34 protein-coding genes and 2 pseudogenes are annotated in these 25,925 nt (G+C 34.0%); 7 read left to right on the forward strand and 29 right to left on the reverse strand.

Features of this window, described 5'->3' with window-relative positions:
* Positions 1–7: 7 nt before the first annotated feature.
* The 5 genes from acoB to I6L50_RS19825 all read right to left on the reverse strand — a co-directional run bounded on the left by acoB (position 8) and on the right by I6L50_RS19825 (position 5,028).
* Positions 8–1,042: an acetoin:2,6-dichlorophenolindophenol oxidoreductase subunit beta gene (acoB, locus tag I6L50_RS19805; RefSeq protein ID WP_074608677.1), complete on the reverse strand. Its 1,035-nt coding sequence runs from the start codon at positions 1,040–1,042 to the stop codon at positions 8–10.
* Between the two features lie 17 nt (positions 1,043–1,059).
* Positions 1,060–2,058, reverse strand: coding sequence for an acetoin:2,6-dichlorophenolindophenol oxidoreductase subunit alpha (gene acoA / locus I6L50_RS19810; RefSeq protein WP_016095568.1), 999 nt, complete (start codon positions 2,056–2,058; stop codon positions 1,060–1,062).
* A gap of 169 nt (positions 2,059–2,227) precedes the next feature.
* Positions 2,228–2,707: a DinB family protein gene (locus I6L50_RS19815; RefSeq protein WP_219302558.1), complete on the reverse strand. Its 480-nt coding sequence runs from the start codon at positions 2,705–2,707 to the stop codon at positions 2,228–2,230.
* Between the two features lie 41 nt (positions 2,708–2,748).
* Positions 2,749–3,945, reverse strand: coding sequence for an MFS transporter (locus I6L50_RS19820; protein WP_219302560.1), 1,197 nt, complete (start codon positions 3,943–3,945; stop codon positions 2,749–2,751).
* A 123-nt stretch (positions 3,946–4,068) separates the two neighbouring features.
* The gene (locus tag I6L50_RS19825; protein WP_219302562.1) at positions 4,069–5,028 is read right to left on the reverse strand and encodes a helix-turn-helix domain-containing protein; all 960 of its coding nucleotides are present in this window, start codon (positions 5,026–5,028) and stop codon (positions 4,069–4,071) included.
* 135 nt (positions 5,029–5,163) lie between these two features.
* Here I6L50_RS19825 and I6L50_RS19830 point away from each other — a divergent pair, with 135 nt between their 5' ends.
* Positions 5,164–6,009, forward strand: coding sequence for an oxidoreductase (locus I6L50_RS19830; RefSeq protein ID WP_219302564.1), 846 nt, complete (start codon positions 5,164–5,166; stop codon positions 6,007–6,009).
* Positions 6,010–6,048: 39 nt separating this feature from the next.
* On the forward strand, positions 6,049–6,567 hold the full coding sequence (locus I6L50_RS19835) for a GrpB family protein (protein WP_219302566.1): 519 nt from the start codon (positions 6,049–6,051) through the stop codon (positions 6,565–6,567).
* Between the two features lie 26 nt (positions 6,568–6,593).
* Here I6L50_RS19835 and I6L50_RS19840 read toward each other — a convergent pair whose 3' ends face one another.
* The 8 genes and pseudogenes from I6L50_RS19840 to I6L50_RS19875 all read right to left on the reverse strand — a co-directional run bounded on the left by I6L50_RS19840 (position 6,594) and on the right by I6L50_RS19875 (position 10,292).
* Positions 6,594–7,190 carry a uridine kinase family protein gene (locus I6L50_RS19840; protein ID WP_219302568.1) on the reverse strand — a complete coding sequence of 199 codons (597 nt, stop codon included), beginning with the start codon at positions 7,188–7,190 and terminating at the stop codon, positions 6,594–6,596.
* A gap of 43 nt (positions 7,191–7,233) precedes the next feature.
* Positions 7,234–7,614: pseudogene (locus tag I6L50_RS19845) on the reverse strand (DUF4181 domain-containing protein).
* 83 nt (positions 7,615–7,697) lie between these two features.
* Positions 7,698–8,078, reverse strand: coding sequence for a DUF4181 domain-containing protein (locus I6L50_RS19850; RefSeq protein WP_219302569.1), 381 nt, complete (start codon positions 8,076–8,078; stop codon positions 7,698–7,700).
* Between the two features lie 21 nt (positions 8,079–8,099).
* A complete protein-coding gene (locus I6L50_RS19855; protein WP_219302571.1) occupies positions 8,100–8,540 on the reverse strand; it encodes an NUDIX domain-containing protein in 441 nt (146 codons plus the stop codon).
* A 28-nt stretch (positions 8,541–8,568) separates the two neighbouring features.
* Entirely contained in the window at positions 8,569–8,892 is a 324-nt protein-coding gene (locus I6L50_RS19860) for a DUF4181 domain-containing protein (RefSeq protein ID WP_219303728.1), read from the reverse strand.
* Positions 8,893–8,960: 68 nt separating this feature from the next.
* A complete protein-coding gene (locus I6L50_RS19865) occupies positions 8,961–9,791 on the reverse strand; it encodes a PP2C family serine/threonine-protein phosphatase (RefSeq protein ID WP_219302573.1) in 831 nt (276 codons plus the stop codon).
* Positions 9,769–10,014 (reverse strand): annotated as a pseudogene (locus I6L50_RS19870) (HIT family protein). Before I6L50_RS19870 ends, I6L50_RS19865 begins: the two are co-directional and overlap by 23 nt.
* A gap of 104 nt (positions 10,015–10,118) precedes the next feature.
* Positions 10,119–10,292 (reverse strand): glycine zipper domain-containing protein, encoded by a 174-nt coding sequence (locus I6L50_RS19875; protein ID WP_002127725.1) that lies wholly within the window; start codon positions 10,290–10,292, stop codon positions 10,119–10,121.
* Between the two features lie 215 nt (positions 10,293–10,507).
* Between I6L50_RS19875 and I6L50_RS19880 the strand changes: the two genes are divergently transcribed.
* Positions 10,508–10,744, forward strand: coding sequence for a hypothetical protein (locus tag I6L50_RS19880; RefSeq protein WP_002085127.1), 237 nt, complete (start codon positions 10,508–10,510; stop codon positions 10,742–10,744).
* 47 nt (positions 10,745–10,791) lie between these two features.
* On the opposite strand, the gene I6L50_RS19885 is transcribed toward I6L50_RS19880, so the two are convergent.
* Together I6L50_RS19885 and I6L50_RS19890 are read right to left on the reverse strand one after the other, a co-directional pair.
* Positions 10,792–11,628, reverse strand: a complete 837-nt coding sequence (locus tag I6L50_RS19885) for an ABC transporter permease (protein WP_219302575.1) — start codon at positions 11,626–11,628, stop codon at positions 10,792–10,794.
* Positions 11,621–12,826: a quaternary amine ABC transporter ATP-binding protein gene (locus I6L50_RS19890; RefSeq protein ID WP_000370622.1), complete on the reverse strand. Its 1,206-nt coding sequence runs from the start codon at positions 12,824–12,826 to the stop codon at positions 11,621–11,623. The genes I6L50_RS19885 and I6L50_RS19890 overlap by 8 nt, the downstream gene beginning before the upstream one ends.
* A 171-nt stretch (positions 12,827–12,997) precedes the next feature.
* Between I6L50_RS19890 and I6L50_RS19895 the strand changes: the two genes are divergently transcribed.
* Entirely contained in the window at positions 12,998–13,855 is an 858-nt protein-coding gene (locus I6L50_RS19895) for a glycine betaine ABC transporter substrate-binding protein (RefSeq protein ID WP_219302577.1), read from the forward strand.
* Positions 13,856–13,908: 53 nt separating this feature from the next.
* Here I6L50_RS19895 and clpP read toward each other — a convergent pair whose 3' ends face one another.
* Both clpP and I6L50_RS19905 read right to left on the reverse strand, forming a co-directional pair.
* On the reverse strand, positions 13,909–14,490 hold the full coding sequence (gene clpP / locus I6L50_RS19900) for an ATP-dependent Clp endopeptidase proteolytic subunit ClpP (RefSeq protein ID WP_002147396.1): 582 nt from the start codon (positions 14,488–14,490) through the stop codon (positions 13,909–13,911).
* A gap of 20 nt (positions 14,491–14,510) precedes the next feature.
* A complete protein-coding gene (locus I6L50_RS19905) occupies positions 14,511–15,197 on the reverse strand; it encodes an RNA polymerase subunit sigma-70 (protein WP_113938483.1) in 687 nt (228 codons plus the stop codon).
* A 143-nt stretch (positions 15,198–15,340) separates the two neighbouring features.
* On the opposite strand from I6L50_RS19905, the gene I6L50_RS19910 reads away from it, so the two are divergent.
* The 3 genes from I6L50_RS19910 (at position 15,341) to I6L50_RS19920 (ending at position 16,868) form a co-directional block, all read left to right on the forward strand.
* Positions 15,341–15,661: a 2Fe-2S iron-sulfur cluster-binding protein gene (locus I6L50_RS19910; protein ID WP_002085119.1), complete on the forward strand. Its 321-nt coding sequence runs from the start codon at positions 15,341–15,343 to the stop codon at positions 15,659–15,661.
* Positions 15,662–15,665: 4 nt separating this feature from the next.
* Positions 15,666–16,328 carry a ribose 5-phosphate isomerase A gene (gene rpiA, locus I6L50_RS19915; protein WP_219303729.1) on the forward strand — a complete coding sequence of 221 codons (663 nt, stop codon included), beginning with the start codon at positions 15,666–15,668 and terminating at the stop codon, positions 16,326–16,328.
* Positions 16,329–16,433: 105 nt separating this feature from the next.
* Positions 16,434–16,868: a GNAT family N-acetyltransferase gene (locus tag I6L50_RS19920; RefSeq protein WP_002136715.1), complete on the forward strand. Its 435-nt coding sequence runs from the start codon at positions 16,434–16,436 to the stop codon at positions 16,866–16,868.
* A 212-nt stretch (positions 16,869–17,080) separates the two neighbouring features.
* Here I6L50_RS19920 and I6L50_RS19925 read toward each other — a convergent pair whose 3' ends face one another.
* From I6L50_RS19925 to I6L50_RS19980, 12 genes are all read right to left on the reverse strand, one after another.
* Positions 17,081–18,448, reverse strand: coding sequence for a lytic polysaccharide monooxygenase (locus I6L50_RS19925; protein ID WP_219302579.1), 1,368 nt, complete (start codon positions 18,446–18,448; stop codon positions 17,081–17,083).
* A 462-nt stretch (positions 18,449–18,910) separates the two neighbouring features.
* Positions 18,911–19,447 carry a phosphatase gene (locus I6L50_RS19930; RefSeq protein ID WP_219302581.1) on the reverse strand — a complete coding sequence of 179 codons (537 nt, stop codon included), beginning with the start codon at positions 19,445–19,447 and terminating at the stop codon, positions 18,911–18,913.
* Positions 19,448–19,523: 76 nt separating this feature from the next.
* On the reverse strand, positions 19,524–20,720 hold the full coding sequence (locus tag I6L50_RS19935; protein WP_219302583.1) for a macrolide family glycosyltransferase: 1,197 nt from the start codon (positions 20,718–20,720) through the stop codon (positions 19,524–19,526).
* Between the two features lie 92 nt (positions 20,721–20,812).
* Positions 20,813–21,505: a formylglycine-generating enzyme family protein gene (locus tag I6L50_RS19940; protein ID WP_219303730.1), complete on the reverse strand. Its 693-nt coding sequence runs from the start codon at positions 21,503–21,505 to the stop codon at positions 20,813–20,815.
* A gap of 39 nt (positions 21,506–21,544) precedes the next feature.
* The gene (locus I6L50_RS19945; RefSeq protein ID WP_219302585.1) at positions 21,545–22,057 is read right to left on the reverse strand and encodes a DNA topology modulation protein; all 513 of its coding nucleotides are present in this window, start codon (positions 22,055–22,057) and stop codon (positions 21,545–21,547) included.
* Positions 22,054–22,983, reverse strand: a complete 930-nt coding sequence (locus I6L50_RS19950; RefSeq protein ID WP_219302587.1) for a phosphotransferase enzyme family protein — start codon at positions 22,981–22,983, stop codon at positions 22,054–22,056. The genes I6L50_RS19945 and I6L50_RS19950 overlap by 4 nt, the downstream gene beginning before the upstream one ends.
* A 26-nt stretch (positions 22,984–23,009) precedes the next feature.
* Positions 23,010–23,396 carry a ribosomal maturation YjgA family protein gene (locus I6L50_RS19955; RefSeq protein WP_219302589.1) on the reverse strand — a complete coding sequence of 129 codons (387 nt, stop codon included), beginning with the start codon at positions 23,394–23,396 and terminating at the stop codon, positions 23,010–23,012.
* Positions 23,397–23,488: 92 nt separating this feature from the next.
* On the reverse strand, positions 23,489–23,842 hold the full coding sequence (locus I6L50_RS19960) for an MmcQ/YjbR family DNA-binding protein (protein ID WP_070143336.1): 354 nt from the start codon (positions 23,840–23,842) through the stop codon (positions 23,489–23,491).
* Positions 23,843–23,856: 14 nt separating this feature from the next.
* On the reverse strand, positions 23,857–24,261 hold the full coding sequence (locus I6L50_RS19965) for a GNAT family N-acetyltransferase (RefSeq protein WP_219302591.1): 405 nt from the start codon (positions 24,259–24,261) through the stop codon (positions 23,857–23,859).
* 33 nt (positions 24,262–24,294) lie between these two features.
* Positions 24,295–24,711, reverse strand: a complete 417-nt coding sequence (locus I6L50_RS19970; RefSeq protein WP_219302592.1) for a GNAT family N-acetyltransferase — start codon at positions 24,709–24,711, stop codon at positions 24,295–24,297.
* A gap of 32 nt (positions 24,712–24,743) precedes the next feature.
* Positions 24,744–25,115 (reverse strand): hypothetical protein, encoded by a 372-nt coding sequence (locus I6L50_RS19975; protein WP_002136727.1) that lies wholly within the window; start codon positions 25,113–25,115, stop codon positions 24,744–24,746.
* The gene (locus tag I6L50_RS19980; protein ID WP_219302594.1) at positions 25,116–25,883 is read right to left on the reverse strand and encodes a serine hydrolase; all 768 of its coding nucleotides are present in this window, start codon (positions 25,881–25,883) and stop codon (positions 25,116–25,118) included.
* Positions 25,884–25,925: the final 42 nt, after the last annotated feature.

Genomic DNA, 25,925 nt, shown 5'->3' on the forward strand with positions numbered 1-25,925 from the left:
CGTTTCATTACACATGTAATAAAGATTGGTCTCCGATCATTTCTGATACAGTTTCAATTACTTTCTCCGGCGTTGGTAAATATAACTTTTCAAGTGGTGGCGAAAACGGAACTGGTGTATGTGGTGCTGTAATTCGTTTAATAGGTGCATCTAACAAATCGAATCCTTTATCCGCTACAATTGCCGCAATATCTGTTGCGATACTACATCTTGGATTTGCTTCGTCAATAACAATCAGGCGATTCGTTTTTTCAACAGATGCTAAAATCGTATCTTCATCAAGTGGTGATAAAGAACGCGGATCGATTACTTCTACTTCAAGTCCTTTTTTCGCTAATTGCTCAGCAGCAGCGAGCGCTGTATGAACTTGTTTTCCAATTGCAACGATTGTTACATCAGAACCTTCACGTTTAATATCTGCTTTTCCTAAAGGAATTGTATAGTACCCTTCTGGTACTTCGCCTTTCATATTGTAAAGTGTTTTATCTTCAAAGAAGATTACTGGATCGTCATCTTCAATTGCCGCTAATAATAAGCCTTTTGCGTCATAAGGAGTGGAAGGAACGACAACTTTTATACCTGGAATGCTCGTAAATAACGCATATAAACTTTGTGAATGCTGTGCCGCTGCGCTAAATCCAGCACCGTGCATCGTACGTACTGTAACTGGCACTTTCGCTTTTCCACCGAACATATAGCGGAACTTTGCACCTTGGTTTAATACTTGATCAAGACAACTTCCGATAAAATCATTAAACATTAATTCAGCTATCGGACGTAAACCTGTTGCCGCAGCTGCCATTGCCGCTCCCATATAACCTGCTTCTGAAATTGGTGTATCTAAAATACGATTTCGGCCAAATTCTTGTACAAGTCCTTTCGTAACACCGAGTACACCGCCCCATGCTTCATCATCTTGCAAGTGATCAACTTGTGCACCACCTGCAACGTCTTCTCCGATTAAAATTACATTTTCATCACGACGCATTGAAATTTTCATCGCTTCATTAATTGCAGTTGACATACTTACTGTTCTAGTCATTATTTTTCACCCTCCTCTTATTTGTAAGAAACGTATACATCTTTTAATAATTCTTCATCCTCTGGATATGGACTATTTTCACTAAATTCAATTGATTGTTGCACTGCTTCATCTACTGCCTTTTCCATATCCACAAGTTCAGATTCCGTTAATAAAGCTTCATGAATTAAATGCTTACGGAAATTCACAATCGCATCTTTTTCATTTAAATGTTCTTCTTTTTCTTCTGAAGTTTTATATGTTTGCGCTTCACCTTCGAAATGACCGTAATTACGATATGTCATACATTCAATTATTGTTGGGCCACCGCCATTACGCGCACGTTCTACTGCTTCCTCCGCCGCTTTATACACTGCAAGTAAATCTTTTCCATCCACTTGAACACCTGGAATATTGTAAGCTTTCGCTCGATCTGCAATGGAATCACAACTTGACGCATATTCAAATGTTGTTGCTTCACCGTAGCCGTTATTTTCTGCGATAAAAATAACTGGTAACTTCCAAATCGCTGCTAAATTAACCCCTTCGTGAAATGTCCCTTCATTATTTGCTCCGTCGCCGAAGAAGCAAACACTCACATCTTTCGTTCCTTTATATTTAGCTGTTAATGCTGAACCACAAGCAAGTGGAAAACCTCCGCCTACAATCCCATTTGCACCAAGCATTCCTTTATCTAAATCGGCAATATGCATGGAACCGCCTTTACCTTTACATAACCCTGTCACTTTCCCAAAAAGTTCAGCCATCATTCCGTTTAAATCACAGCCTTTTGCGATACAATGCCCATGTCCTCTATGCGTACTTGTAATACTGTCACTATCCGTTAAGTGGGCACATACACCAACTGCTACCGCTTCTTCACCAGCGTATAAATGAACGAAACCTGGCAGAACGCCTTGCGCGAACAATTCATGCACCTTGTCTTCAAACTTACGAATCTCTAACATTTTTTCATACATCCAACGAGCTTGTTCTTTCGTAATTTCATTCCCTTTACTTTCAGTTGTTTTTAACATGTCCAGCCCTCCTATTTTCTTGTTCATCTTTTATATTGCAAGTACTGTGCCAAATTCTAATCCCTGATTTAATAGGTTTTCTCTTTTCTTTCATAATAAAAAAGTGGACAAAATGAGACATCTGTCTCGTTTTGTCCACTTTTGTTCACCTAATTTGAGAATTATTATCTTATTCATTATCAAAACTCTTCTGTAATTTCCGAATGTAAATAATTTGACCAATGTGATACGCGTTATGAGTCGTTACATTAGCTAATACTTCCCACCACTTCGTACATACAGGAAATCCAATTACATCACTTTCAACCTTGTCTTCATTTATGAGACTTTGCCATTGTAACAGTTTCTCTAATAGTTTTTCTCTTAACTCTTCAAATGTTTGATTATCTGAAAGCATAAAACTTTTGTTATTATCACCAATAGCGGGCACAGCATTAACATTTGATTCTTTGTACCTAGTTTGCCACGTCGTATTCCAATACAGTAAATGTTGTACAATTTCAGCTATACTATTACACTCTTCATTCGGTTTCCATAAAGCTTCTCTCTCAGATAAATCCTTAACTGCATCTGAAAATGGAATATACCAACTGGGATCATTCGCATTTGCTAATAACTGATCTGCTAATACGTCTTTAACATGGAACACTTTTCTTCCCCCCGTTAAAAAGATTCATTTCAAGACAATACTCACTTCTCTATATACGCTGAGTTTGCCAGATCCCCTCTTTTTAGCCTTAATCCCAAACATATGCACATAAAGAAACCGAAAGCACCTAATCCATAAGCTGTTGTATAACCACTTTCCCCGATAATCCATCCTGCAAGTCCTGGTCCAATCATTTGACCAACTGCATAGAAAACGGATATAAAACTAATTGCCATTGAGACATATTTCGGAGATACTTGCTTTGAAGCAGCAACTTGAATTAATAAAAGGATACCTCCGAGGCTGGAACCCCAAATAATTGCCGACATGATAAAGCCAATGATATGTCCAAATATAATTGGAATCATATCACCTATTACAGCTAATAAAAGTGCAATACATAACGTCTTCTTTATACCAATCCGATCCGAAATCAATCCCCAGACAGGAGCTCCTACGATTGAAAACATTCCTGCAATCGCATAAACAGTTCCCGAAATTGATGCCGAAATACCATTATTAATCATAAAACTAGTTTGATATAAATTTGGAATTAAATAAACAACGCCCACAATAAAATACATCCATGCAATGATGTATAACTCTTTCGTTTTCCATAAAAACGACTTATTATTCCTTTCCCCCTCATCTTCAGTAACTTCTGGATTTTTCAAAACAATTGAGGCAACGAATACAACAATACATGTAATAACGCCAAACAAAAGCCATGAACCACGCCAACTATACTCTGGAAATATACGTACTATATAAGGAACAATTATTCCACTAAATAGCATGCCTATGCCAGCACCGCTTAATAACAGCCCCATTGCAGTTCCTCTTTTTTCTGGAAACCATCCTACTGTTATTGACATGAGTGGTGTATATACAAGAGCACTTCCAGCTCCAGCACATAGCATACAAATAGAGGCTATCCAAAATGAGGAAACAAATGCTAATCCTATTAAACTTATAACGACGAGCCAACTCCCTATTAATAAAACTGATTTTGCTCCAAAACGGATAGTAAGTATTCCAGATGTTCCGACTGTTAATAAATACCCTAAAAAGAGTATAGTTCCTAACATACCTGCTTGAGCTGTAGATAAATGGAGTCCTTCTTGCATAAACGGCAATATAATTCCATATGCCATACGTGCAAAACCCGTCGTTGTTATAATAAGAAACATTCCTGTTAATACAAATATCCAAAAATGACTTTCATTCCGTTCTTTCATTTAAATTCCTCCATAAAAAGTTATTTCCAATTGGATGTTGTTTGTAATTATAATGACCATTACAAAAAGCAACTACCAAATGACGGAGGAATTTACGGTATAGCGGATTATTCCTGTTTTACGTTAATAAATACGTAAAAGTTCTGATGGATTCATTCCATACTTTTTACGAAATAACTCTGAAAAATGACTGACATTATTGTATCCAACTGCAAATGCCGTTTCGGTCACATTACTATTTCCCGAACGCAGTAAATCTATCGCATGTTCCATACGTTTTTCTCGTAAATATGCAAATGTGGACATCCCAAATAATTCTTTAAACCCAATTTTTAATTTATAATCATTTAACTCTACTATTTTAGCTAATTCTAATAATGATGGGGGTGATTCCATTCGTTGAAGTAAAATTTCTTCAGCCTGTTTTATTTTATTCAAATCCTGTTTTGATAATTGACTCCTTTTATTTGCGTCACAATCATTAAGCAACACTCTCCCAAAATGTATAGAAAGCAATTCGAGCGCTTTACTTTCTATTTCTAGTTGATTAATACGATCCTTTTGGGGATACTCTATCATTCTCTTAATAAGATTAGATGTTATAGAATCAATTGGATTTTGAAACTTTTTAAAAGATTGATTTCCTAATATAGAATGAAAATCAAGACTTTTTTCAATAGCATTATTCATCATGAAATGATTAAACAATTGTACAGGAATCCCAATCGCTAATGAATATAGAGGCGTTTCTTTTTCATATTCAAATACTACATCAAAATCATTCATAAAATATAAATAGCTATTTCCAGTCATTAATTCATACGAAGAATGACCAACTTGCACTTCTCCGAACCCTTGTAAACAAAAATTAAGCTCCACCATTGCTGCGTCCGATGCAAATTGAATGCGATGGTTATTATGAAATTGATAATTTGATAACACAATTTCCATACCTGAAAATGAAGTCCATCTTCGTATTTCACCCATACCTATTGTTTTGGGCATATTCATATGTTTTTCCTCTACAACTTGTAAACCATGAAAGTATTTATGAAAAATATCATGAAAACCGTTAGTCTTCATGAAATCCACACTCCTTTTATATAAAACTAAAATTCAATTGATAATTATTTTCAATTATAACAAATATCTTTATACAATAAATAGATTTTATTCCCATAACTCGTTATGATAAAAGAAAAAGAAAGCGAGCGAACAATGAATAAAAAAATCGCGATTATTACAGGGGCATCAAGTGGATTCGGACTTTTAACGACACTTGAACTTGCGAAAAAAGACTATTTTGTCATTGCTACAATGCGAAATCTTGAAAAACAAGTAGACTTAATATCTCAAGCTACTAAACTCCACTTACAACAAAATATAAAAGTTCAACAATTAGATGTAACAGATCAAGGTTCTATACATAACTTCCAATTATTTTTAAACGAAATAAACAGAATAGACATTCTCATAAATAATGCAGGATATGCAAATGGGGGCTTTATCGAAGAAATCCTAGTGGAGGAATACCGAAAACAATTTGAAACAAATCTTTTTGGAGCTATATCCATCACGCAACTTGTCTTACCATATATGAGAAAGCAGAAAAGCGGAAAAATCATTAATATAAGCAGTATTAGCGGGCAAGTAGGATTCCCTGGTTTATCCCCTTACGTTTCTTCAAAGTATGCATTAGAAGGCTGGAGTGAATCCCTTCGCTTAGAAGTAAAGCCTTTCGGAATAGACGTTGCCTTACTTGAACCTGGTTCTTATAACACGAACATATGGGAAGTTGGTAAACAATTAGCTGAAAACCAATCTGATACAACCTCTCCTTACAAAGAATATATGGATAAAATACAAAAGCACATAAACAATGGCAACGATACACTTGGTAATCCGATGGATGTTGCAAATAAAATCGTAGAAATTGCTGAAGCAAGGCGTACTACATTACGATACCCAATTGGGAAAGGTGTAAAATTTATGATCTTTGCGAAGAAGGTTCTTCCTTGGAGATTGTGGGAGTTTCTTGTATTGAGGAGCTTTAAGAAAATGTAAGTAACTTTATTGAAAAAATATGTAAGGGGTGCTAATTAAATGCTAGGTTTACCCTATGGTAAAGTGTTTTTAGTTCCGTGGTCCGAAGAGTGGGAATTTGAGTTTTCAAAAGAAAAACAATTAATTGAGGAACACATTGGAAAATATATTTTAGCGATACACCATATTGGAAGTACTTCCATCCCACATTTAAGCGCAAAACCTATTATTGATATTGCGATTGAATTAAGAGATTCCAAAAGTGGTCTAAAATGTATTACAAACCTAGAACAATTAAATTATAAATATAGAAAAGATGTATTACCCGAAAGGTATTATTTCAATAAAGGTGAGCCAAGAACTCATCAAATTCATATGTATGAACAAGGGAATTCATATTTAATAGAACAATTAAAATTCAGAGATTACTTAATAGACAATAAAACCTCTCGTATTCAATATGAACAGTTAAAGATTCAATTTTCAAAAGCTAACCCAAATGATAAGCATAAATATGCAGAGGATAAAACAAATTTCGTTACATCTATTTTAGCTAAAATAAATGATAAATTTAAATAAGAAACCATTTACTACTAAATGGTTTCTTATTTATTAGTTAACTCTTGATTTGTACCATCAATAATAAAATCTGCAAATTCATGTGGCTTATGACTTTCTATATACATATCTTCAGCAACCATCCAATTATTTTCCCACATATCGCGTGCTGCTTCTCCATCTCTAGCAATCCCTCTTTTTATACGTGTTTCACGAGGACAATTCACCCATATTTTCAAATCATACATTTCCGCCAGTTCCTGACGTGTTGCATATACACCTTCTATAATAACAATTCCGTTTGCAAGGACAGTATGAGATTCTGCTAAAGAATCCGTTTCCCAATCGTAACGTTTATAACATCCTTCAATGCCATTACTAATCGGATCTAAAACTTCTTGTAAAAGGCGTTTCCAATCAAAATCTGCACCAATCGATTTATTCGTAGGATGTTCATTTATAATTTGTGAGGATGGTAAATAAAAATCATCCATATGAACAATTGTTACAGTTGAAAACTTACTTTTTATTTTATTAGCCAACGTACTTTTTCCTGCGCCGCCACAACCATCAACACCTATTATTAGTAGTGATTGCTTTGTTGATTTCTCTCGAATTCGTTCTAATATCTTATTTAACTCCAAACTTTTTCATCCCCTCGTTTTATTTATTTCTATAGACTTGCTTTTACGCTGATAATGGATCGAAGTAAAGTAGCAATGAAATCATAACTATAAATGCAAATAAACCGATTATCGAAAGGATATATTCTTTCGATTCCCTATCAAATTTCCACTCCATCCATGCCCGTAACGTCCATAACGTTGCAAAAAAATGAAAATGGCATACCCTATGTTTGCATTTTCATCGCTATTAACATAAATCATACTACTTACAAAATAAATAATAAACAATCCAATTTCCAATTTTACATGTAAACTATTTACATGTTTATATCCAAAGAAGCCTCTCTTCTCCATATTTAACTTTTTTCTTAAAAGCTCTTCTAAAAAAATAGCCACCTATACCAACTCCAATAATTATAATCCAAACAGTATAAGTTCCCATTTCCATTCCTCCTATTACTACGTTGCATTTTCTAAAATAAAGTGGATTACATGACAGTTATTATCTTCTGAATAGTCAATTTATTATGCAGCTGGTGGAATGAGATAAAATAGTATTAAGAACATAACTATAAATGAACCTAGTCCAATTATTGAAAAAATAAATTCTTTCGACTCTCTATCATACTTCCATTCCATCCACGCTCTTAAAATCCATGTTACGCCCAAATAGGTAATAATAGCATATCCAATATTAGCATTTTCGAAGTTATATATATAAATAAAACTAGTTACTAAATAAATTATAAATAATCCTATTTCTAATTTTACATGCAGACTATTCACATGCTTATATCCCCAAAAACCACTCTTTGGCATATTCAATTTTTTTCTTAAAAACTTATCGAAAAAATAGCCCGCTATACAAAAAGCAAAAATAATAATCCAAAAAGTAGAGTTTCCCATTGTTATCCCCCTTCTATTAATCTATTTATCTTTAATAATAAAGTGGACTATATTACGTTTATTATCTTCTAAATAACTTACGATTCCGTCAGGATATGTGGGCTTATTCTTTAACTCCTCTATACTTTTCCATATTAATATAATATCCTCATGTTCTTTATGCCTTATTTCATTTGTAACTCTCTCTTGAACAGTTCCCCAATGTAACAATGTGCAATGATGTCCTTTTTCGTTGTTCCATTCAAAAATATGCTCACTTACAACTGCTAATTCTTGAACATCAATCTTCAAATCGTATTCTTCCATTAATTCTCGCGCAATAGCTTCTTCTGCTGTTTCACCAAATTCAATAGAACCTCCTGGAAAACGATAAAATGTTTCCCTTAAATCACATTGTACAAGTACTTTAGAATGATCATCATTTAAAATCATTACTTCAGCGCGAAATTTAGGATTTTTCATTTTGTCTCCCCATTCATTCCACATATGATTAAATCCAATAGCTATAAAAGAAAAGATTAATCATAATTCCTGTTATTATTAATAATGGAACTGTTCCTAAAGAAATAACATATTCCCTCGATTCTTTATCATATTTCCACTCCATATATGATTGAAAGCAGTATAAAGTTATTAAAAATAATATGGGTAAATTACTAATATAAATGGGATTTAAAGTGGCACATATCATCGTAACAATAATATAAGAAATGATAAGAGCCCTAGTACCCCATTTATGAGAGTTGTTTACATATTTACTATTCCAGTCAGTTTGTTTCGGTATATTTAATTTTTTTCTCACTACTTTTTCCAAAATAACTACAAATATAATCCATAATACTAATAAAATTACTTTAACTAAAAACATTGATGTCTCCTCCTTTACCTTTTATCTGGCTGATCACTCGGATACGTAGCATTCTCTTTGTTTTCAACGTCCCAACTAATAATTGTCGCACTATCTCTTCCGAATTGATGATGAACATGTTCTAACACATTATGAATATTTTCTTTTAACTCAATATTATTTCCATTCATATCATTATAAAGATTTAATGGCGTTTCATAACGGCGTTCCCCGCATTCTAATACCCCATCTGTCACCATTACAATTCGATTCTTTCCAGTACGTAGTTCACGAATTCCTGAAGAATAGCATGGAACGGGTAAATCAAACGTGTTTACATTACCAATCCATTCATAAAATTGACGTTGGTTTAATGTATATTGTCCTAATTTATGTAATTCATCATGAAATACATAAACTAGGCAATCACCAATAGATAGCCACCATATGTAATTTTCTTTTCTTACACATATTAAGCAAGCTGTTTCACCTTTTACCCTTTCGCACTTTTCTTTAAATGAGCGGGATTGAAATATCGTAAGTATATGATTTTCAACAGATCGAAATACTGTTTCAATCTGTTCATTCATAATTACTTTTATATTTTCATATTCTGCTTGAATCGTACTTACTACTAAATCAACACTTTCTGCACTATTATGTCCGTCTAATATAACGGTAAATTCCCAATCACCATTCGACCAAACTAATGCACCGTCTTCATTCTTTTTTGCTCCGGCACTTATATTCCCGCCGTATTTACCAAGTACAATATCACCATATTGCTTGACTGAAACTTCGTCTAAACACATTTCTCTACTTCCAACCCATGAATATTGTGTATTATTTGTTGTATGCATACTCATTTACCATATACTTTCGTATTCTTTCGCATAGTTTTTTTATTTTCTCTGAATCTCCATGTGGTGCACCAGTCCAATTTGCTTTCAGTCGGTGACCAAAACTCTTTTGGTGTATTTGGATAACGCGGAATAATGTGCATATGCAAATATTAATGTTCCCTTTATGTTTTTCACAAATGAAGCAGTTTTGTTCTGCTTGATTGTTTATTGGCATATCCATCACCATCCTTTGCATATATAATATCATAAAAAAAGGAAAAACAGGTTTTATATTCCGAAAATTCAATCTCTTGAAATTAGAATTTTCACATTAAAATAATTTACAACTCATTATTTCTTCAAAAGCGTAATCCCCATTCCAACTGCAATCCCAATCGCTATTCCGATTGCTATATTATCAGTAAATACACCAGGAATTACACCGATTACAACACCTATAGCGACACCAATTGTCATAGCATCATTTCTTTTTTTATTATTAGCCAAAATAGCATCTCCTCTCATAATTTCTCCCCATATAATATCCATTTACATGAACGTTGCTGCTTCCTAATATATTTACTATTCCGCTTAAAAATTTCCAAAAAATGTACTTTATTACTTTTCCATTCCCCCTACATAATCCTCTTCGTTTGAAAGAATTTTCAAGTCACCATTACATATACATAGGCATTTACTATAAGAAAGATCAGTAATTTATTGAAGGAGGAACGATTCAAATGTATCCTCATTGGAATCCAAATATAAATCAACAATATGCTTACTCCCCTCATCCAGTAAGGAATACACTGCATTATGATTCGCAATACATGATGCAGCGCATCGCAAGCCTTGAAAGCCAATTAGCTAAATTAATCTCATTAATCGAAGAAAATAATCAATTAATAAAATCAATGGAACAACAGCAAAACCAAGTTTGTGCACCAGCTGGAGGCTCTGTTATTGTTCGGATGTAATTCGAATTCAAAAAACACACTTTGTAGTATAAAGTGTGTTTTTTGAATTATTTTCTTTTTGTATAAAACCCTTGCGTAATTCGGTCTAATATAATCGCAATCACGACGATAGCTAGTCCAGCTTCAAATCCCATTCCGATGTTTACTTGTGTTACAGAGCGATACACATCGACTCCAAGTCCTGGCGCTCCTACAAGTGACGCTGTTACAACCATTGATAGCGAAAGCATTATACTTTGGTTCACTCCAGCCATAATCGTTCCAGTTGCGAGGGGTAATTGTACTTTAAATAATTTTTGTGATGCGGTAGAGCCAAATGCATTCGCAGCTTCAATTAAATCTTCTGGAACTTGTCTAATTCCTAAATCTGTAAAACGAATTGTCGGTGGCATAGCGAAAATTACTGATGCAATAATACCAGGTACAACGCCTACACCAAAAAACGTAATGGCTGGTATCAAATAAACGAAGGCTGGCATTGTTTGCATGAAATCTAAAGTGGGCTTTAAAAACTTTGAGAAGCGTTCATTTTGAGATGCTAAAATGCCAATGGGAATTCCGATAATAATTGAAATAATAACTGACGTAAGTACGAGCGCTAATGTTTGCATCGTTTGTGCCCAGTAGTTAATATTTAAAATAAATAATAATCCGATGAGCGTAAAAATGACTAAAGGTAATTTCCTCGTTGTGTACCAAATGAGGAAACATAAGATGATAATCATCACTATGGCTGGTATTATTGTTAAAAAATTAGTGAGTAAATCAACAAATCCACCGATAATATAGGAGAATCCTCGGAACAAGCCTTCAAAGTGCTCATATAAACTTGCAACAAATGAATCAACCCATTCGCCTAATGGAATGCGCGGAATATTATTCATCGTCTTTCACCTCTTCCTCAATGTTACCTGCAAGAGCTTGAATGACACTTTCACGTTTAATAATTCCTCTTAACCTTTTCTTCTCATCAATTACGGGTAACGGATATTTCATCTCCGCCATTTTTGCATACGTTTCTTCAAGTAAAGTATCTAAATAAACGTGCGGAATATCGTTAAGTAATAAATCAGCAATCGGCCACTGTTTTTGTACTGCTTTACTTGCATCATCCGCAGTTAATATACCTAAAAATTCATACTTTTTGTTTACAACATATACGGTAGAAACACCTGCATTCCTCATAATTTGAAGTGCTACACGTGGTCCACGATCAATTAATAAAGTCTCCGGTCGTTTTAATATAGATTCCGCCGTAATTACTTTTCCTAAATTCACGTCCGCCACGAATTTCTCTACAAATTCATTGGCAGGACTCATCATAATTTCTTCCGGCGTTCCAATTTGAACGATTTCTCCATCTTTCATTAATGCGATACGATCTCCAATGCGAAGAGCTTCATCTAAATCATGTGTAATAAATATAATTGTTTTTTCCATTTTATCTTGTAACTCTAACAATTCATCTTGCATTTCTTTTCGAATTAGTGGATCTAATGCACTAAATGACTCGTCCATTAGTAATACATCTGGATTATTCGTTAGTGCCCTTGCGATTCCAACACGCTGCTGCATACCACCACTAAGTTGACTAGGGTAATTATCTTTATGATGATCGAGTCCTACTAACTGTAGCGATTCTAACGCCTTATTTTCTCGTTCCTCTACTGGAACTCCTTGAATTTCTAGCCCATACGCAACGTTTTGTATTACCGTACGATGTGGAAATAAAGCAAACTTCTGAAAAACCATACTCATTTTCGTCCTTCTTACTCTTCGCAATTCTTCTTTTCCCATCGTTGCGATGTCTTCACCATCTATGTATATATGCCCCGCTGTCGGTTTGATTAATTGATTTAGCATTCGAACTAGCGTTGATTTCCCGCTACCGGATAAACCCATAATAACGAAAATTTCTCCGGTGTATACTTCAAACGTTGCCTTTTTCACCCCAACGTTCATTCCTGTCTCTTTTAAAATTTCCGATTTGCTTTTCCCTTCTTTTAATAAGGTAAGCGCTCTTTGCGGATGTTTCCCAAATACTTTTGTTACATTTTCAACACGTACCTTTGTATTATCCATGTCACTACTCCTTTTCTATCCATCTATTTACATAGTGTTGCGATTTTGCAAAGAAATATTACATAAAAATGACATTCATAAGCTTTCTTTAAAATTCTCGTTTCCGTTCATAATAAGAATGCTTACTTATACATTTATTTAAAGAGGCAAACGTTTCTTAGGAGGGTTTCAATGAGAAAGAAAATATGGCTTATATGCCTTGCATTATTTATTACTATGATTTTCACTTCATGTAATGCAACAAATGCAAATTCGAAAGGAAAAATTAAACTTGGTGTAACAAGTTGGAAAGAAAATATTGCAACTGCAAACATGTGGAAAGTTTTATTAGAAGAAAAAGGCTATAAAGTTGAGCTCATGTATTTAGAAAAAGCTGCGATTTGGACTGGTGTTGCTCGTGGTGATGTCGATGCAAATTTAGAAGTATGGCTGCCTGTTACGGATAAACCGCTAAATGCTCGTTATAAAGATGATATTGTCTTAAAATCAAAATGGTATGAAGGCACTGGACTAGGTTTAGTCGTCCCTTCTTATATGAAAAACATAAACAGCATAGAAGATTTAAACGCACATAAAGATGAGCTAGATAATAAAATTGTTGGGATTGAACCAGGTAGTAGCCTTATGAATTTAACGGATAAAGCAATGAAGGCATATGATATAAAATTAAAACTTGTCCAATCTTCAGAAGCTGCGATGATGAGCGAACTCAAGAAGGCATATACGAAAAAGAAACCAATCGCTGTTACGCTTTGGAATCCGCATTGGGGCTTTTCAGAATTTGACTTAAAATATTTAAAAGACCCTAAGAAAGTATATGGTGAAAAAGATGACATTTATTACTCCGTTCGTAAAGGTTTCGAAAAAGATCATCCGGATATTGTGAAATACTTTGATAAATGGAAAATGAATGATGAACAGCTTGGTACGTTAATGGTCATGTTAAATAAAACGAAAGATCCAGAAGAAGCTGCTCGAAAATGGATAAAAAAGAATCAATTGTTAGTCGATGAATGGGTAAAAGAATAAAGAACGACAGAAACAGGCTAGAGAATTCAGCGTATTCTCTAGCCTGTTTCACATTATTTTTTCTCAATAACAGCATCAACAATTCCATATTCCTTCGCTTCTACTGCCGTCATAAAATAATCTCTTTCTGTATCATGAGCTACCTTTTCTACTGGTTGCCCTGTTCGATCAGATATGATTTTGTTAATATCATGTTTTAACTTTAATATTCTTTTTGCTGTAATTTCAATCTCCGTTGCTTGCCCTTTTACACCGCCGAGCGGTTGATGAATCATGATTTCACTGTTAGGGAGCGCAAATCTTTTTCCCTTTGCGCCAGCTAATAGTAAAAGCGCACCAAATGATGCCGCAAAGCCCATACAAAGTGTTTGCACATCTGGTTTAATAAGGTTCATCGTATCTAATATTGCAAATCCCGCTGTCGTTGAACCGCCCGGACTATTGATATACAGGAATATATCTTTTTCTGCATCTTCCGCTTCTAAAAACAATAATTGTGCTACTACACTGCTTGCAACTTGATCGTTAATTTCTGAACCAATCATAATAATTCGGTCTTTTAATAATCTTGAATATATATCATAGGAGCGTTCTCCTAATTTCGTTTGTTCTACTACGTAAGGAATTGCATTCATATTAAATCCCTCCATCTATTTTATGCCGCACTAAGCATACAACTGTAAGAAGAAGGTTTTTTCATACTGAATAATAACACTGGTTGTATTGATGGTAACTTAGTGAAGTCTATTGTTGGGAGAAGTTTCGTCAACAATTCAGGTCTTTCTTCACGAATAGAAGTTACAACGATTTCAACATCATCCGTGTACTCCACTATTTCAATTCCTTCTTCACTTACAGTTTTCAGCCTATTTCTACTCCTAAATAACGATGCTTTTACTGCACCTTCTGATACCGAACATACTTTAGCAATATCCGCGATACTATATTGAAAAACATCCTTTAATAATAAAATTACAGATTGTTGCACATTTAACGAAGACAATAATTTCCCTACCATTTCATGCAAATCTGCAATTTTTTCATGTGGTTCTTCAAATGTAACTTGCTGTTCTAATTTTTCTTGTACGGATTTTGATTTCATTTGATCTAACCATTGATTTCGAGCAATTTTATACAGAAGCGTTATACAAATTTTCTTCTCACTATACTTTTGAAGAACTTTGCAAATTGCTTCTTGGGCAAGGTCTTCCCCATCCCATTTATTCTTCGTCAAAAACGTACAGTATCTTTTTACCTCTGGATAATGTTCAATTAATAAATTTATATTTGAATGATTCATATCGATATGATTCTTTAAAACCTGAGTTACTTTTGTGCACAAAATAACCACTCCTTTTCAGCGCTTACTTATTAAACGATTGAACAAATAAAAAAGTTACGGGGCTTATAATTAATTTTATGTTTATGTTCATGAATACGGGTCATAAATATGTTATATAGCATTTTACATGAGGAGGAATCAATTTGCCAAAATTAACAGTTGAAGGTACCGGAACTTTCGATATTAAAGAAGGAACGAAATTAGTATTAGCACTTGAAGATAACGGTGTACACATTCTTCATCGTTGCGGTGGCAAAGCAAGATGTACAACTTGTAGAGTTGAAGTCATTGCAGGTGATTTTTGTGAGGCGACAAATGATGAAAAACAAGCTATTACGGAAAAAGGAATTGAAGACCACTTACGATTATCGTGCCAAATGCGTGTACATAAAGATATTACTGTTCGCCCAATACTTACAGTTGAAAGTTCCGGTTTAGATGCTGGACCACGCCCGGCGGAGTAAAATGATGAATTTAAAACAGCTTGCAGGCGAATATGCTGCTAGCTTTGTAAGAGATGGTATGACGATTGGACTTGGTACGGGTTCAACCGTATATTGGACGATACAAAAGTTAGGTCACCGTGTACAAGAAGGGTTATCCATTCAAGCTGTACCGACATCAAAAGAAACTGAAGTATTAGCAAAACAATTATCTATTCCGCTAATCTCTTTAAATGAAATTGATATACTTGATCTCACAATTGATGGAGCAGATGAAATCAATAATGATTTACAATTAATAAAAGGTGGCGGTGGTGCATTACTTCGCGAAAAGATTGTTGCCACCTCCTCTAAAGAACTTATTATTATTGCAGATGAATCCAAACTCGTTTCACATTTAGGTACCTTTCCACTTCCTATTGAAATCATCCCCTTCTCTTGGAAGCAAACTGAAAAGAGAATTCAATCTTTAGGATGCGAAACGCGTTTACGTATGAAAGATGGCGGACCATTTATAACTGATAACGGCAATTTAATTATTGATTGTATTTTTCCAAACAAAATATTGAATCCAAATGATACACATACAGAGCTAAAGATGATTACCGGTGTAGTTGAAACAGGATTATTTATCAATATGACGAGCAAAGCGATCATCGGAACAAAAAACGGTATAAAAGAATATTAACCATTTTAAAAACTGACTTTCGCAAGTCAGTTTTTTCTTTTATAGCATTACAGTATGATATACTATGAAAACACATTCATATCACACTAGAAAGGGCTGAACAATTTGCAATCCAAACTCATAACAGAACTTACAGATTTAGAAACTGCCTTTCACATTCGAAAAGAAGTCTTTGTAAAAGAACAAGGTGTACCTCTTGAAGATGAATTCGATACATATGACCAAATTGGCGAGGCATGCAAACATATATTAGTTTATTATAATGAACTTCCTGTAGGAACTGGCCGTATACGATTCGTTGAAGGAATGGGTAAACTAGAAAGAATTTGTATTTTAAAAGACTATCGCAAATACGGATTAGGCAAAGTAATCATTCAAAAGTTAGAAGAGATTGCTCGTAACAAAGAAGCAAACAAAGTTAAACTACACGGTCAAACACAAGCTGAAGGGTTTTATGAAAAATTAGGCTATCAAACTTCTTCCGACGTATTTATGGAAGATGGAATTCCACATATTCTTATGACGAAAGTGTTATCATAATAGAAAGGTTACTATATGATTCTACATTATGTATTCGTATAGTAACCTTTCTGTAGCTTATTCGTTTGAAAGTCTCTTTGATGAATATTCTAGATTAATACAAAAAGACGACGCTGAATACGTCGTCTTTTTTATAAGCAGAAAAGTTAACTCTCAAACTTCCTTTTTTTGCATCAAAGCCCATCATCTTTCATTTCATTTTGAGGTAAAGCTTACACTGTTTTCCATAAGGATAAAGCAAAAATCCAGTTTGGATCCCCATGTCCTTCATAATTCTGGACTGCTTCATACACTTTTCCCTCGTGTAAAACTCTATCTTCCTTTTTATATGCTTTCTTTGCATCCCACGCTTCATATGAAGCGCTTTCAGTTTTTGTAGTAATTGTGAACGTATCACTTTGTACGGATTCATTTCCAACTACATCCACTGCTTTCACTGCATATTTATAAGTAGTATTAGCGAGTAAATTTTTATCCATATAAGAAGTCGTATTGGATGTTGCAATTTTTTTCATTGTTCCTTCTATTTCTCTATAAATATCGTAATAGTCTACTCCAACGTTATCATCAGATGGGCTCCACATTAGATCCACACTTGCCGCTGTTGTTCCCATGCTATGTAATCCTTTTGGTTGTGTTGGTGCTTCTGTATCAGGAGCTTCAACTATTGTTTTCACTGTAAGCGCTGTACTTTCTTTCGATACATTGCCAGCTGCGTCAATTGCTTTTACAGTATAAGTGTATTCTGTGCTTGGTTGTAATTTCTTATCAATAAAATAAGTGCCTGGTACTGTGTCAATCATCTCTCCGTTACGGAAGATTTGGTACCCTTTTACTCCTACATTATCCGTAGAAACGTTCCATGTTAGTTCTATACTATTTGCTGTTACTTTTTGCGCCTGAATTCCATTTGGAATACTTGGCGCTTCTGTGTCTGGTTTCACATTATTGATGAGATTCACATCAATTACATTATAGAACGCATTTGCTGTATCAGCTACATCCCATACAGCTAAAATCACATGATATCCACTACGGTCAGTAGGTACATTGATTTTATGAGTTAAATTATTTGAAGCTGCAGAACCATCATGTTGTACAGTGCCAATTGGCTCAAAGTCTGCTCTTGTTAGTGCTTTATTTGGATTCCATCCTTTTTTTGTAATATAGTAGTGCCATTTGCTTGTTAAGTGAGGTGCTGTATACTTCCAAGTAAATGTATTTTCCCCACCAGTGATTGTATTTTTAAACCAACGATTTGCTGTTTGTTGATCTAAAATACCGCCAAATTTCCCACCTGCAGAAGCGATTTGCCCATCAACTGGGCCACCTTGTGGGAATCCTTTTGGAGCTTCTAAACTTTGTGGTTCATACATAACACTTCCACAGTTTACATTTAGAGCACCATAAGTTGGACTACATAAAGCGGAACGGCTACCAGGCTTTTCAACAAAGCCGTGCGCGTATGCATTTTGAGGAATAAGTGTCGTGCTGATAATTCCAGCTGTTAATGCAACAGCTCCTATACTTTTTTTGTTCATTTTCAAGTTTTGTAGTTGTTTTAAAAATCGATTATTCATGTTCCTGTCCCCTTCTTGTTATACTTCGTAGTGTAATGTGGGCTTTGATGTAAAAGAATAACAAGAGTCAATCTTATTTCGTGTATGCGTAAATATGCATACACCGTCGTAAAGAAACATTTCATTTCTTGTGAAATATTTCACTTATGGAATATATCATGACATAGAAATCACCTAAATGTGTGCAGAAGTTGTGCAGAAACAGTGAAATTACTACTAACACGTAAAACTACATCCTAAATTTATAAAGAAAAAGTGAGCAATAGAAATTGTAGTACTTGTAATGAAAAATTTTAGGTATATATATGGATGAATTGCACCAAGTCGTCTTGAAACCCTTCATCGTTAACTTAAAACGCATGGCAATGTGAGATCACATTATTTTAAAACAACGTGCCATCTCCATTTTCCATATATCTTTCTATCAATACTTTGAAATTACTTATCACTTGTAAACATTTCCTAATCCGTCAATATAGTTTCATAAAACTTATCATATTCTTCACTGTATTGAAGTTTTAACTTTTCTATTAAACTTGTATCTGGTGAAACAATGTCAATAACGTCTGTACTTATATACAATAAATAAGTATCGTTATAAAAAGAAATATACGCTTGCTGACCACCATTAACGACATACTTGCAATACTTATATACTTCATCTTCATGTACACCTTTAATCGTAGTAAATATGATTGTACTTTCAAGATCATCAACGTCTACTTTCGTTTCTGCCCAATTCTTAATCTTCATGAACCTTCCAATTTTTGTTTTCTCATTTATTCTCTTACTTTTACCATATGTTATGTAACCGGAAATAAATGAAACATCAATTGTATCAGGACTTTTAAAAAGTTCAGTCAAAATCCCTCTTAATCCTCTCAAATTACCCTCAAATAATTCTATATCGAATCTAATTCTATTTTTCGCCTCCACTTGAAAAAATGGTGTAGCTGTCATGTCAGCAAAATTTACATCTAGTATTTTCATTCTTTCCATTTCATCAATTCCTCGCTTCATATAACATAAAAGTGTCTATATCATTTAATATAGACACCCTTTCACATGTATAGTTTTAATAACAGCCTGTAAATTTAAAGATTTCATCAACTGCTTGCTTATACCCACCTGATTTTCGGAGAGACTCCTTCAAATTCAAAGCAGCTTCTTTACATGACGGATTATTTAATACTATTTCTACACTTTCACTTAGTTGATCCGCAGTTAATCCTTGCATTTGCAATTTAACTCCTGCCCCGAGACTCTCCACTTGCTTTGCGATTACTGGCTGATCTGCACTTTGCGGAATTACAACGAGTGGAACACCGTTATATATCCCTTCATGCGTACTGTTCATACCGCCGTGTGTAATAAATAGTTTCGTATATTTGAGAAGTTCAGTTTGTGGTACATAGTTTTTCACAATGAAGTTTTTAGGGATATTACCTAAATCACTTATTTCCGTTTTGTTGCCAATAGACATAACAATTGTATGCTTACTATTCTCGAACGCCTTCATACAAAGTTTATAAAAATCAAGCGCTTCATTAAAAACAGTACCTAATGAAATGTAAATCAGGCTTTTTTCTTCAATTGAAGTGTAATCAAAACCTTCATTTTTCACTTGTGTAGAGATAGATGGACCCACAAATTTGAATGTTTCATTAAATGTATCCCCAAAAGGTTGGAACTCCTTAATTGTATACACAATAGTAAGTGAAGCTGGATTACAGAAAACTTCATACGGTGAGTTTATATTAACACCATATTTTTCTGTAATTCCATTAGTTAAGTTTTCAAAATCATTATGTATTCTATCCTGAACTTCCAGTGGGATATTTTTAGAAAGATGGTCTAACATTTGTTTAAATGATTTTTCATCTTGTGCAAAAGATGTGCATGAATTTATGGCTGGAAGATTAAGAATTTGGGCAATTAAGCGACCACAGCCAAACATCGAATCATGAATAATATAATCAAAATGTTCTCCTTCAATTTGTTCTAGAACACTCGGTATAATAACATCTGCTGTATGTAAAAGACCATTTATTCTTTCCTGTAAATAATTCCGACCACCGGAAAGAAATGCTTGTATAAATTTTTGATCATCAATCGTTCGTACAGTAGCACCTGTCTTCTCAATACGCTCCCTGAAAGCCTCTATTGAAAAATAAACTACCTCTTCACCGCGAGAAATCAGTTCTTCTACAACCTGTAATGTTGGATTTATATGTCCTTCTGATCCAGCGTTAATGAATAAAACACGTGCCATTCAAAACACTCCTCAAATTTCAAAATTTCTATGTTGTAAAGAATATGGATACTTTCCATACTCTTTACGGTGTTATATGTATCATTTTCCTGCTAAATTGACCTAGCAAGCCTAAAACCGAGATCATCTATATGAAATGTAGGATGACTACGACGGCGACAAGTGGCACCGCAACCTCTAGCTGCTTCAGCCCAACTACCACCACGAAAAATGCGGTATGACCCGTACACTGTTTCATCATACAAATCATAGCACCATTCCCAAACGTTCCCTAACATATCATAAAGTCCCCATGCATTCGGCTCTTTTTTACCGACGTCATGAATTTGCCCACTTGAATTTTCATTATACCACGCTATTTTCTCAAGTGCTCCATATGTATATCCCGTCGTATTTGCTTTACATGCATATTGCCACTCTGCCTCAGACGGTAATCGATAGCCATTTGAATGTAAGTTACAACTAACCTTTTTCCCATCATCTTGTATAGAATAATACTCTGTAAACCCTGCTATTTTAGACAGTAAATTACAAAAAGCAATTGCATCATTCCATGAAATATTTACAACAGGTTTATGCTTATCTTTATTATTATTTGGTGTACTATTTGTAATAGCATAATATATTTCCATTGTTACAGCATACTTTGCAAGAAGAAATGGTTTAATTTGAACTTGCCATTCTTTTTTTATACGATCATCTCTTAATGTTACTTCTCCTGCTGGAATTTTCACCATATAAGAATCAATCGATCGAATGATTTCATTCAATGTTATCCCCTCCATTTTAAAATGGAACAAAATTTACTCTTTGAGTGCATAAGTTTATACTTGCTGCACTTCTTTTAAAAATCGCTTAACTTCATTTGAAGATTTTAAAATAATAATTTCTTTATCCTGACTTAATTGATTTAGTCTTTTGAAAGTTGAAGGTCTTTTCGTCTTAGGATACTCCCATATCCACTTGAAGAATTGTAAGTCAAACCTTTCTTCACACCCAGCCCCCATATCCGGTCTTGTTTTATTTCGATATTGTACAATTCTTTTAAAAGCGCGATAAACACAAATCGTTCTATGAATATCAAGGAAGATAATTGTGTCAGCTGCATTCAGTCTTATATCCATTGTTCCGCCATAATTCCCATCAATAATCCAATTCTCATCTTGAATTAAGTTATTTTGAACAATTCTTTGCTCCTCTTTCGGTACCCCCTCCCAATTTGGTTTCCAGAATAGTGCATCAAGATGGTGCACCTTAATATTTAATTTATTCCCTAACTGTTTTGCTAATGTAGATTTTCCTGAACCACCAGAACCTATTAATATTATTTTTTTCATATGAGTACGCTTCTTTCTATAGATTCTTCAATATCTTCCTTATTAGCAAAAATCCATAAAAACATCTCTTCATTTAACTTTAGTAAATCTTTTAACTGAACAAAATAAGTAATAAATATAATTTGAATTGAAAGCATTACATACCAAATTGATTGTAGTTCTGCTCTCGTTAAAATGTTTTGCTTATAATATCCTTTAAAAATTTCACTTACAATTTGTAACCATTTCCCTCTTAATGTTTCATCACTAAATATCTCACTTAAAATACTTGTACAGCAATAGCATAAATCGAATACTCTAACGTTTTCTTCTAGAAGCTCAAAATCAATAAACCCTTGAAAATCACTTTCTCTAAAGATTACATTTGATAAGTGCATATCGCGATGAATAATTTGTTTCGGTAATGAGTGAATCGTTTCCTTGAAAGTTGTATGTATTTGATCCATTTTTTGAATTACATCCTGATGAACATGCTCATTCTTTACTAAATTCGGTAAAGCCCATTCGTATACCACTTTATATAACTCTCTTTTTATTAACTCGTTAGCACTATTCACTGAGTTTAGTTCGTAATGTAAATTAGCCATTTCCTCTCCAATTGTGCTTCCTAGCACTTTTAGCTTTTCTGTATCTTTGATTTCTAGTACACTTCCGGCAACATATTCGTACAAACAATAATTCTTCTCTTTATACAATACGTACCTTTCATCATTTCTCGTTTTTACTAATTTTTGTACTTTAACTCCTTTTTCATCAAGCTGTTCTAATACATTTAGTTCAACTAGAAACTGTTTTATCGATCCCTTTCCCTTTAAAATATACGCTTTATTATTACAATGAATCTTCGTTACGTTTGGTTGAATTTCAGTAGCTGTGACACCTTTATCTTGAAACCAAAACTTTGCAATTTCTAATATATCCTTCATGTACAAATCCCCCTTTTTAAAGTCACTTATTTCTTCCGTAGCATAAACTCACCAAGCATTCCTACTCCAACACCAATTGTGTAAGCCACTAAATCACTCCATAAAAATCCGTAACCTAATACGAGTCCACCTAGAGTCGTTGCTCGAATGCTATCTATCCATTCCGCATGGTACAATTGACTAATTTCAATCCCGTAGCAAAATATTAAACTAATAAAAGCTAATTTCTTCGTTTCTATTTTAGGAAACAAAAATCCGAATCCAACGAAAATCATTAATGCCCATAAAGCATCACCTAAGTAATCATTTAATAAATCTGGTAACACAAAAGCAAACTTTCTTGAACTAAGACCTAACATAATAACAACTATAGTAAACACCGCATATAGTAATCTATTTCGTTTCGTATTCATTTCAAAATCCCTTAATATATAATGTAAAACTGCAAATAGCTAGTAAAATATAATCATTTTACTAGCTATTTATAGTCGAATTCACTTTGTATTTAATCCAATAACTCTTGCTGCTTTTTCTTTGAAAATGATTGTAGTACTAAATCATACGACCAATCTATCATTTTATTAATTTGTTCTTGCCCCACATCCTTATGTATGTACACTGTATTCCAATGTTTTTTATTCATATGATATCCAGGAATAATTGTTTCGGGATAATCTTCTCTTATTCGCAAGGCAAGTTCTGGATCGCATTTTAATGTAATCGCAGCTTTTTCACCTTCTTCATGGTTTACTATCGCAAATATTTTATTATTTAATCTCATACATGTTGCACTCCAGCCATCCGGAGAATCTTCTGTCGCTTTTCTTTTCGATAAACAATACTCTCTCGTTGCATTCATTCTTCTGGCACCTCTTATTCTTCCACTATTTGATTACGATGCATTACAATTTGCTTCGTCGCTTTAAATTGCTGTTCACCATAAAACTTTATTAGTTTCTCTCCGCAAAATAGACTAACAATATCAATATGGGAAATCTCTTTCAGTAACAATGTTAGCATCTTCTCACCAATTCCTTTGTTTCTTACACTCTCATGTACGACAACATCTTCAATATACGCCCGAAAAACACCGTCAGTAACAACTCTAGCAAATCCAATTAATTCGTTTTCTTCCCGTACTCCAATTGCTATACTATTCTTTAACATTTTTTGAATATCGACTTCTTTTCTTTCTGGCCACCAACCTACAGAATCGTAAAGTTTCTTTATTTTTTCTACACAGATTGGTTGTTCATGTTGTAATTTATACGTGTACATTTTTTCTCCTCTCAACCAGTATACATAATATTATTATAATCTCTTTTCTAAAAAGTGTTGACTATGCCCTTTCGGATGATCTTCAACGACACCATATTCTCGGTATCCGTGCTTTTTATAAAATTCTGGTGCTTGGAAACTAAATGAATCTAGTAATATGAGTCTACATCCTTTTTCCTTCGCAATGTCTTCAATTTTATGTAACAATTGACTGCCATAGCCGTCATGACGAACTGATTCATCAACCCATAAAAAGTCGATATGAAGATGATAAAAATACATCGTTCCCGTTACCCCGCCAAAGATTTTTCCATCTTCATCTTTCACTACGAAGCTTACTTGTTCCATCGGCTGTTTTACTTCATCTGACAGCACAGACATGTTATATTGAATTAATTTATTTTTAATGTATTCTCCTTCAGTGCGTGTACCGTTCTCTATGCGTTTCATATATTTCTTCCTTTCAACTTAGTAAGCTATATTTAATTTTTATTTCTTCTCTTTAATATACTGATGAATACAAATCCACCATATGTAACAAAGCATGAAAAACCAATTATTCCTGGTACAGAGACATAGCCTATTCTTACATAACTAATAACTGCAAAACTAGCGATTGATAATAAAATAGATGGCCAAAATATAAGAGCTGTTTTTCTTCGTCTCTGTTTCGATGTACTTTCTTTCTCTTCAGAAACACGTGTACCAAAAAGCAATACAATACAGATAAGAATCGCTGCAAAGTAAATTGTATCTAATGACAAAGTGTGATCGTATAGTGCAATTCCAACTTCAAGAGCAATAATCGTAATGATTAAAATAATGATTGTTGAAGTCTTTAAGTTTCGTTTCAATCACTCACCCCTAACATAACTATATTCTTTGTATACGTACCTCAAAGCTTCTATAACGGTTTCATCAACTTGTTTATTATCAAATCGATTAGGTAAATCTCTTCCCCCAATTACATAAAGAAACGGAAATTTATGAAACATTCCTATTATACCAATATTTATTATAGCGGTGGATAAACCACCTGTCATATGTGCTAGATGATAATAAGGTATACCTTCATACTCTCCTTGTTGTCTTACCATTCCACTTATAATTGGTTCCCATAATTCTGGTGCGGATTTATATCCTTGGAAAATATGTAATAAAAGCGAAAGAACTTGTTGTAATTCCCCAATATTTTTCTCATCTTTAGGGTTTTCCTGTATATGAATCTTGGAAAAGTTCGTTGAAACATATTCTCTGACAGTATCCCATCCTCCGCAGTGCATAACAATTGACTGAGCAATATAGCTGTCGTGACATGCTATCATTACTTCAACCGCTTTACTAAGTGTTAATGTAGCTCTGTCTTGTAAGTGAGGATATAACTGCGCACTATCCTCATTTGGATTATACTTAATGTCATGAAGTGTATCACTCCAACTAATTAGTTTATCCTTTACCATCTTTGCTACTGTAAATCCAATTGCCACTTTTGCTGCTGATGCTAAAGGAACGTATAGCTCATTGTTATGGGTAGCAACTATATTTCCATTCTTTGTTGAATAAACAAGTATTCCAACTTGACCAATTTGTATTTCTTTTATTTTTCTAATGACAGCCTGCATATTCATCCCTCTTCTTATATCGTTTTATCATCTTCTCAAAAT

Source organism: Bacillus sp. FDAARGOS_1420 (genome assembly GCF_019344915.1).
Taxonomy (GTDB): domain Bacteria; phylum Bacillota; class Bacilli; order Bacillales; family Bacillaceae_G; genus Bacillus_A; species Bacillus_A mycoides.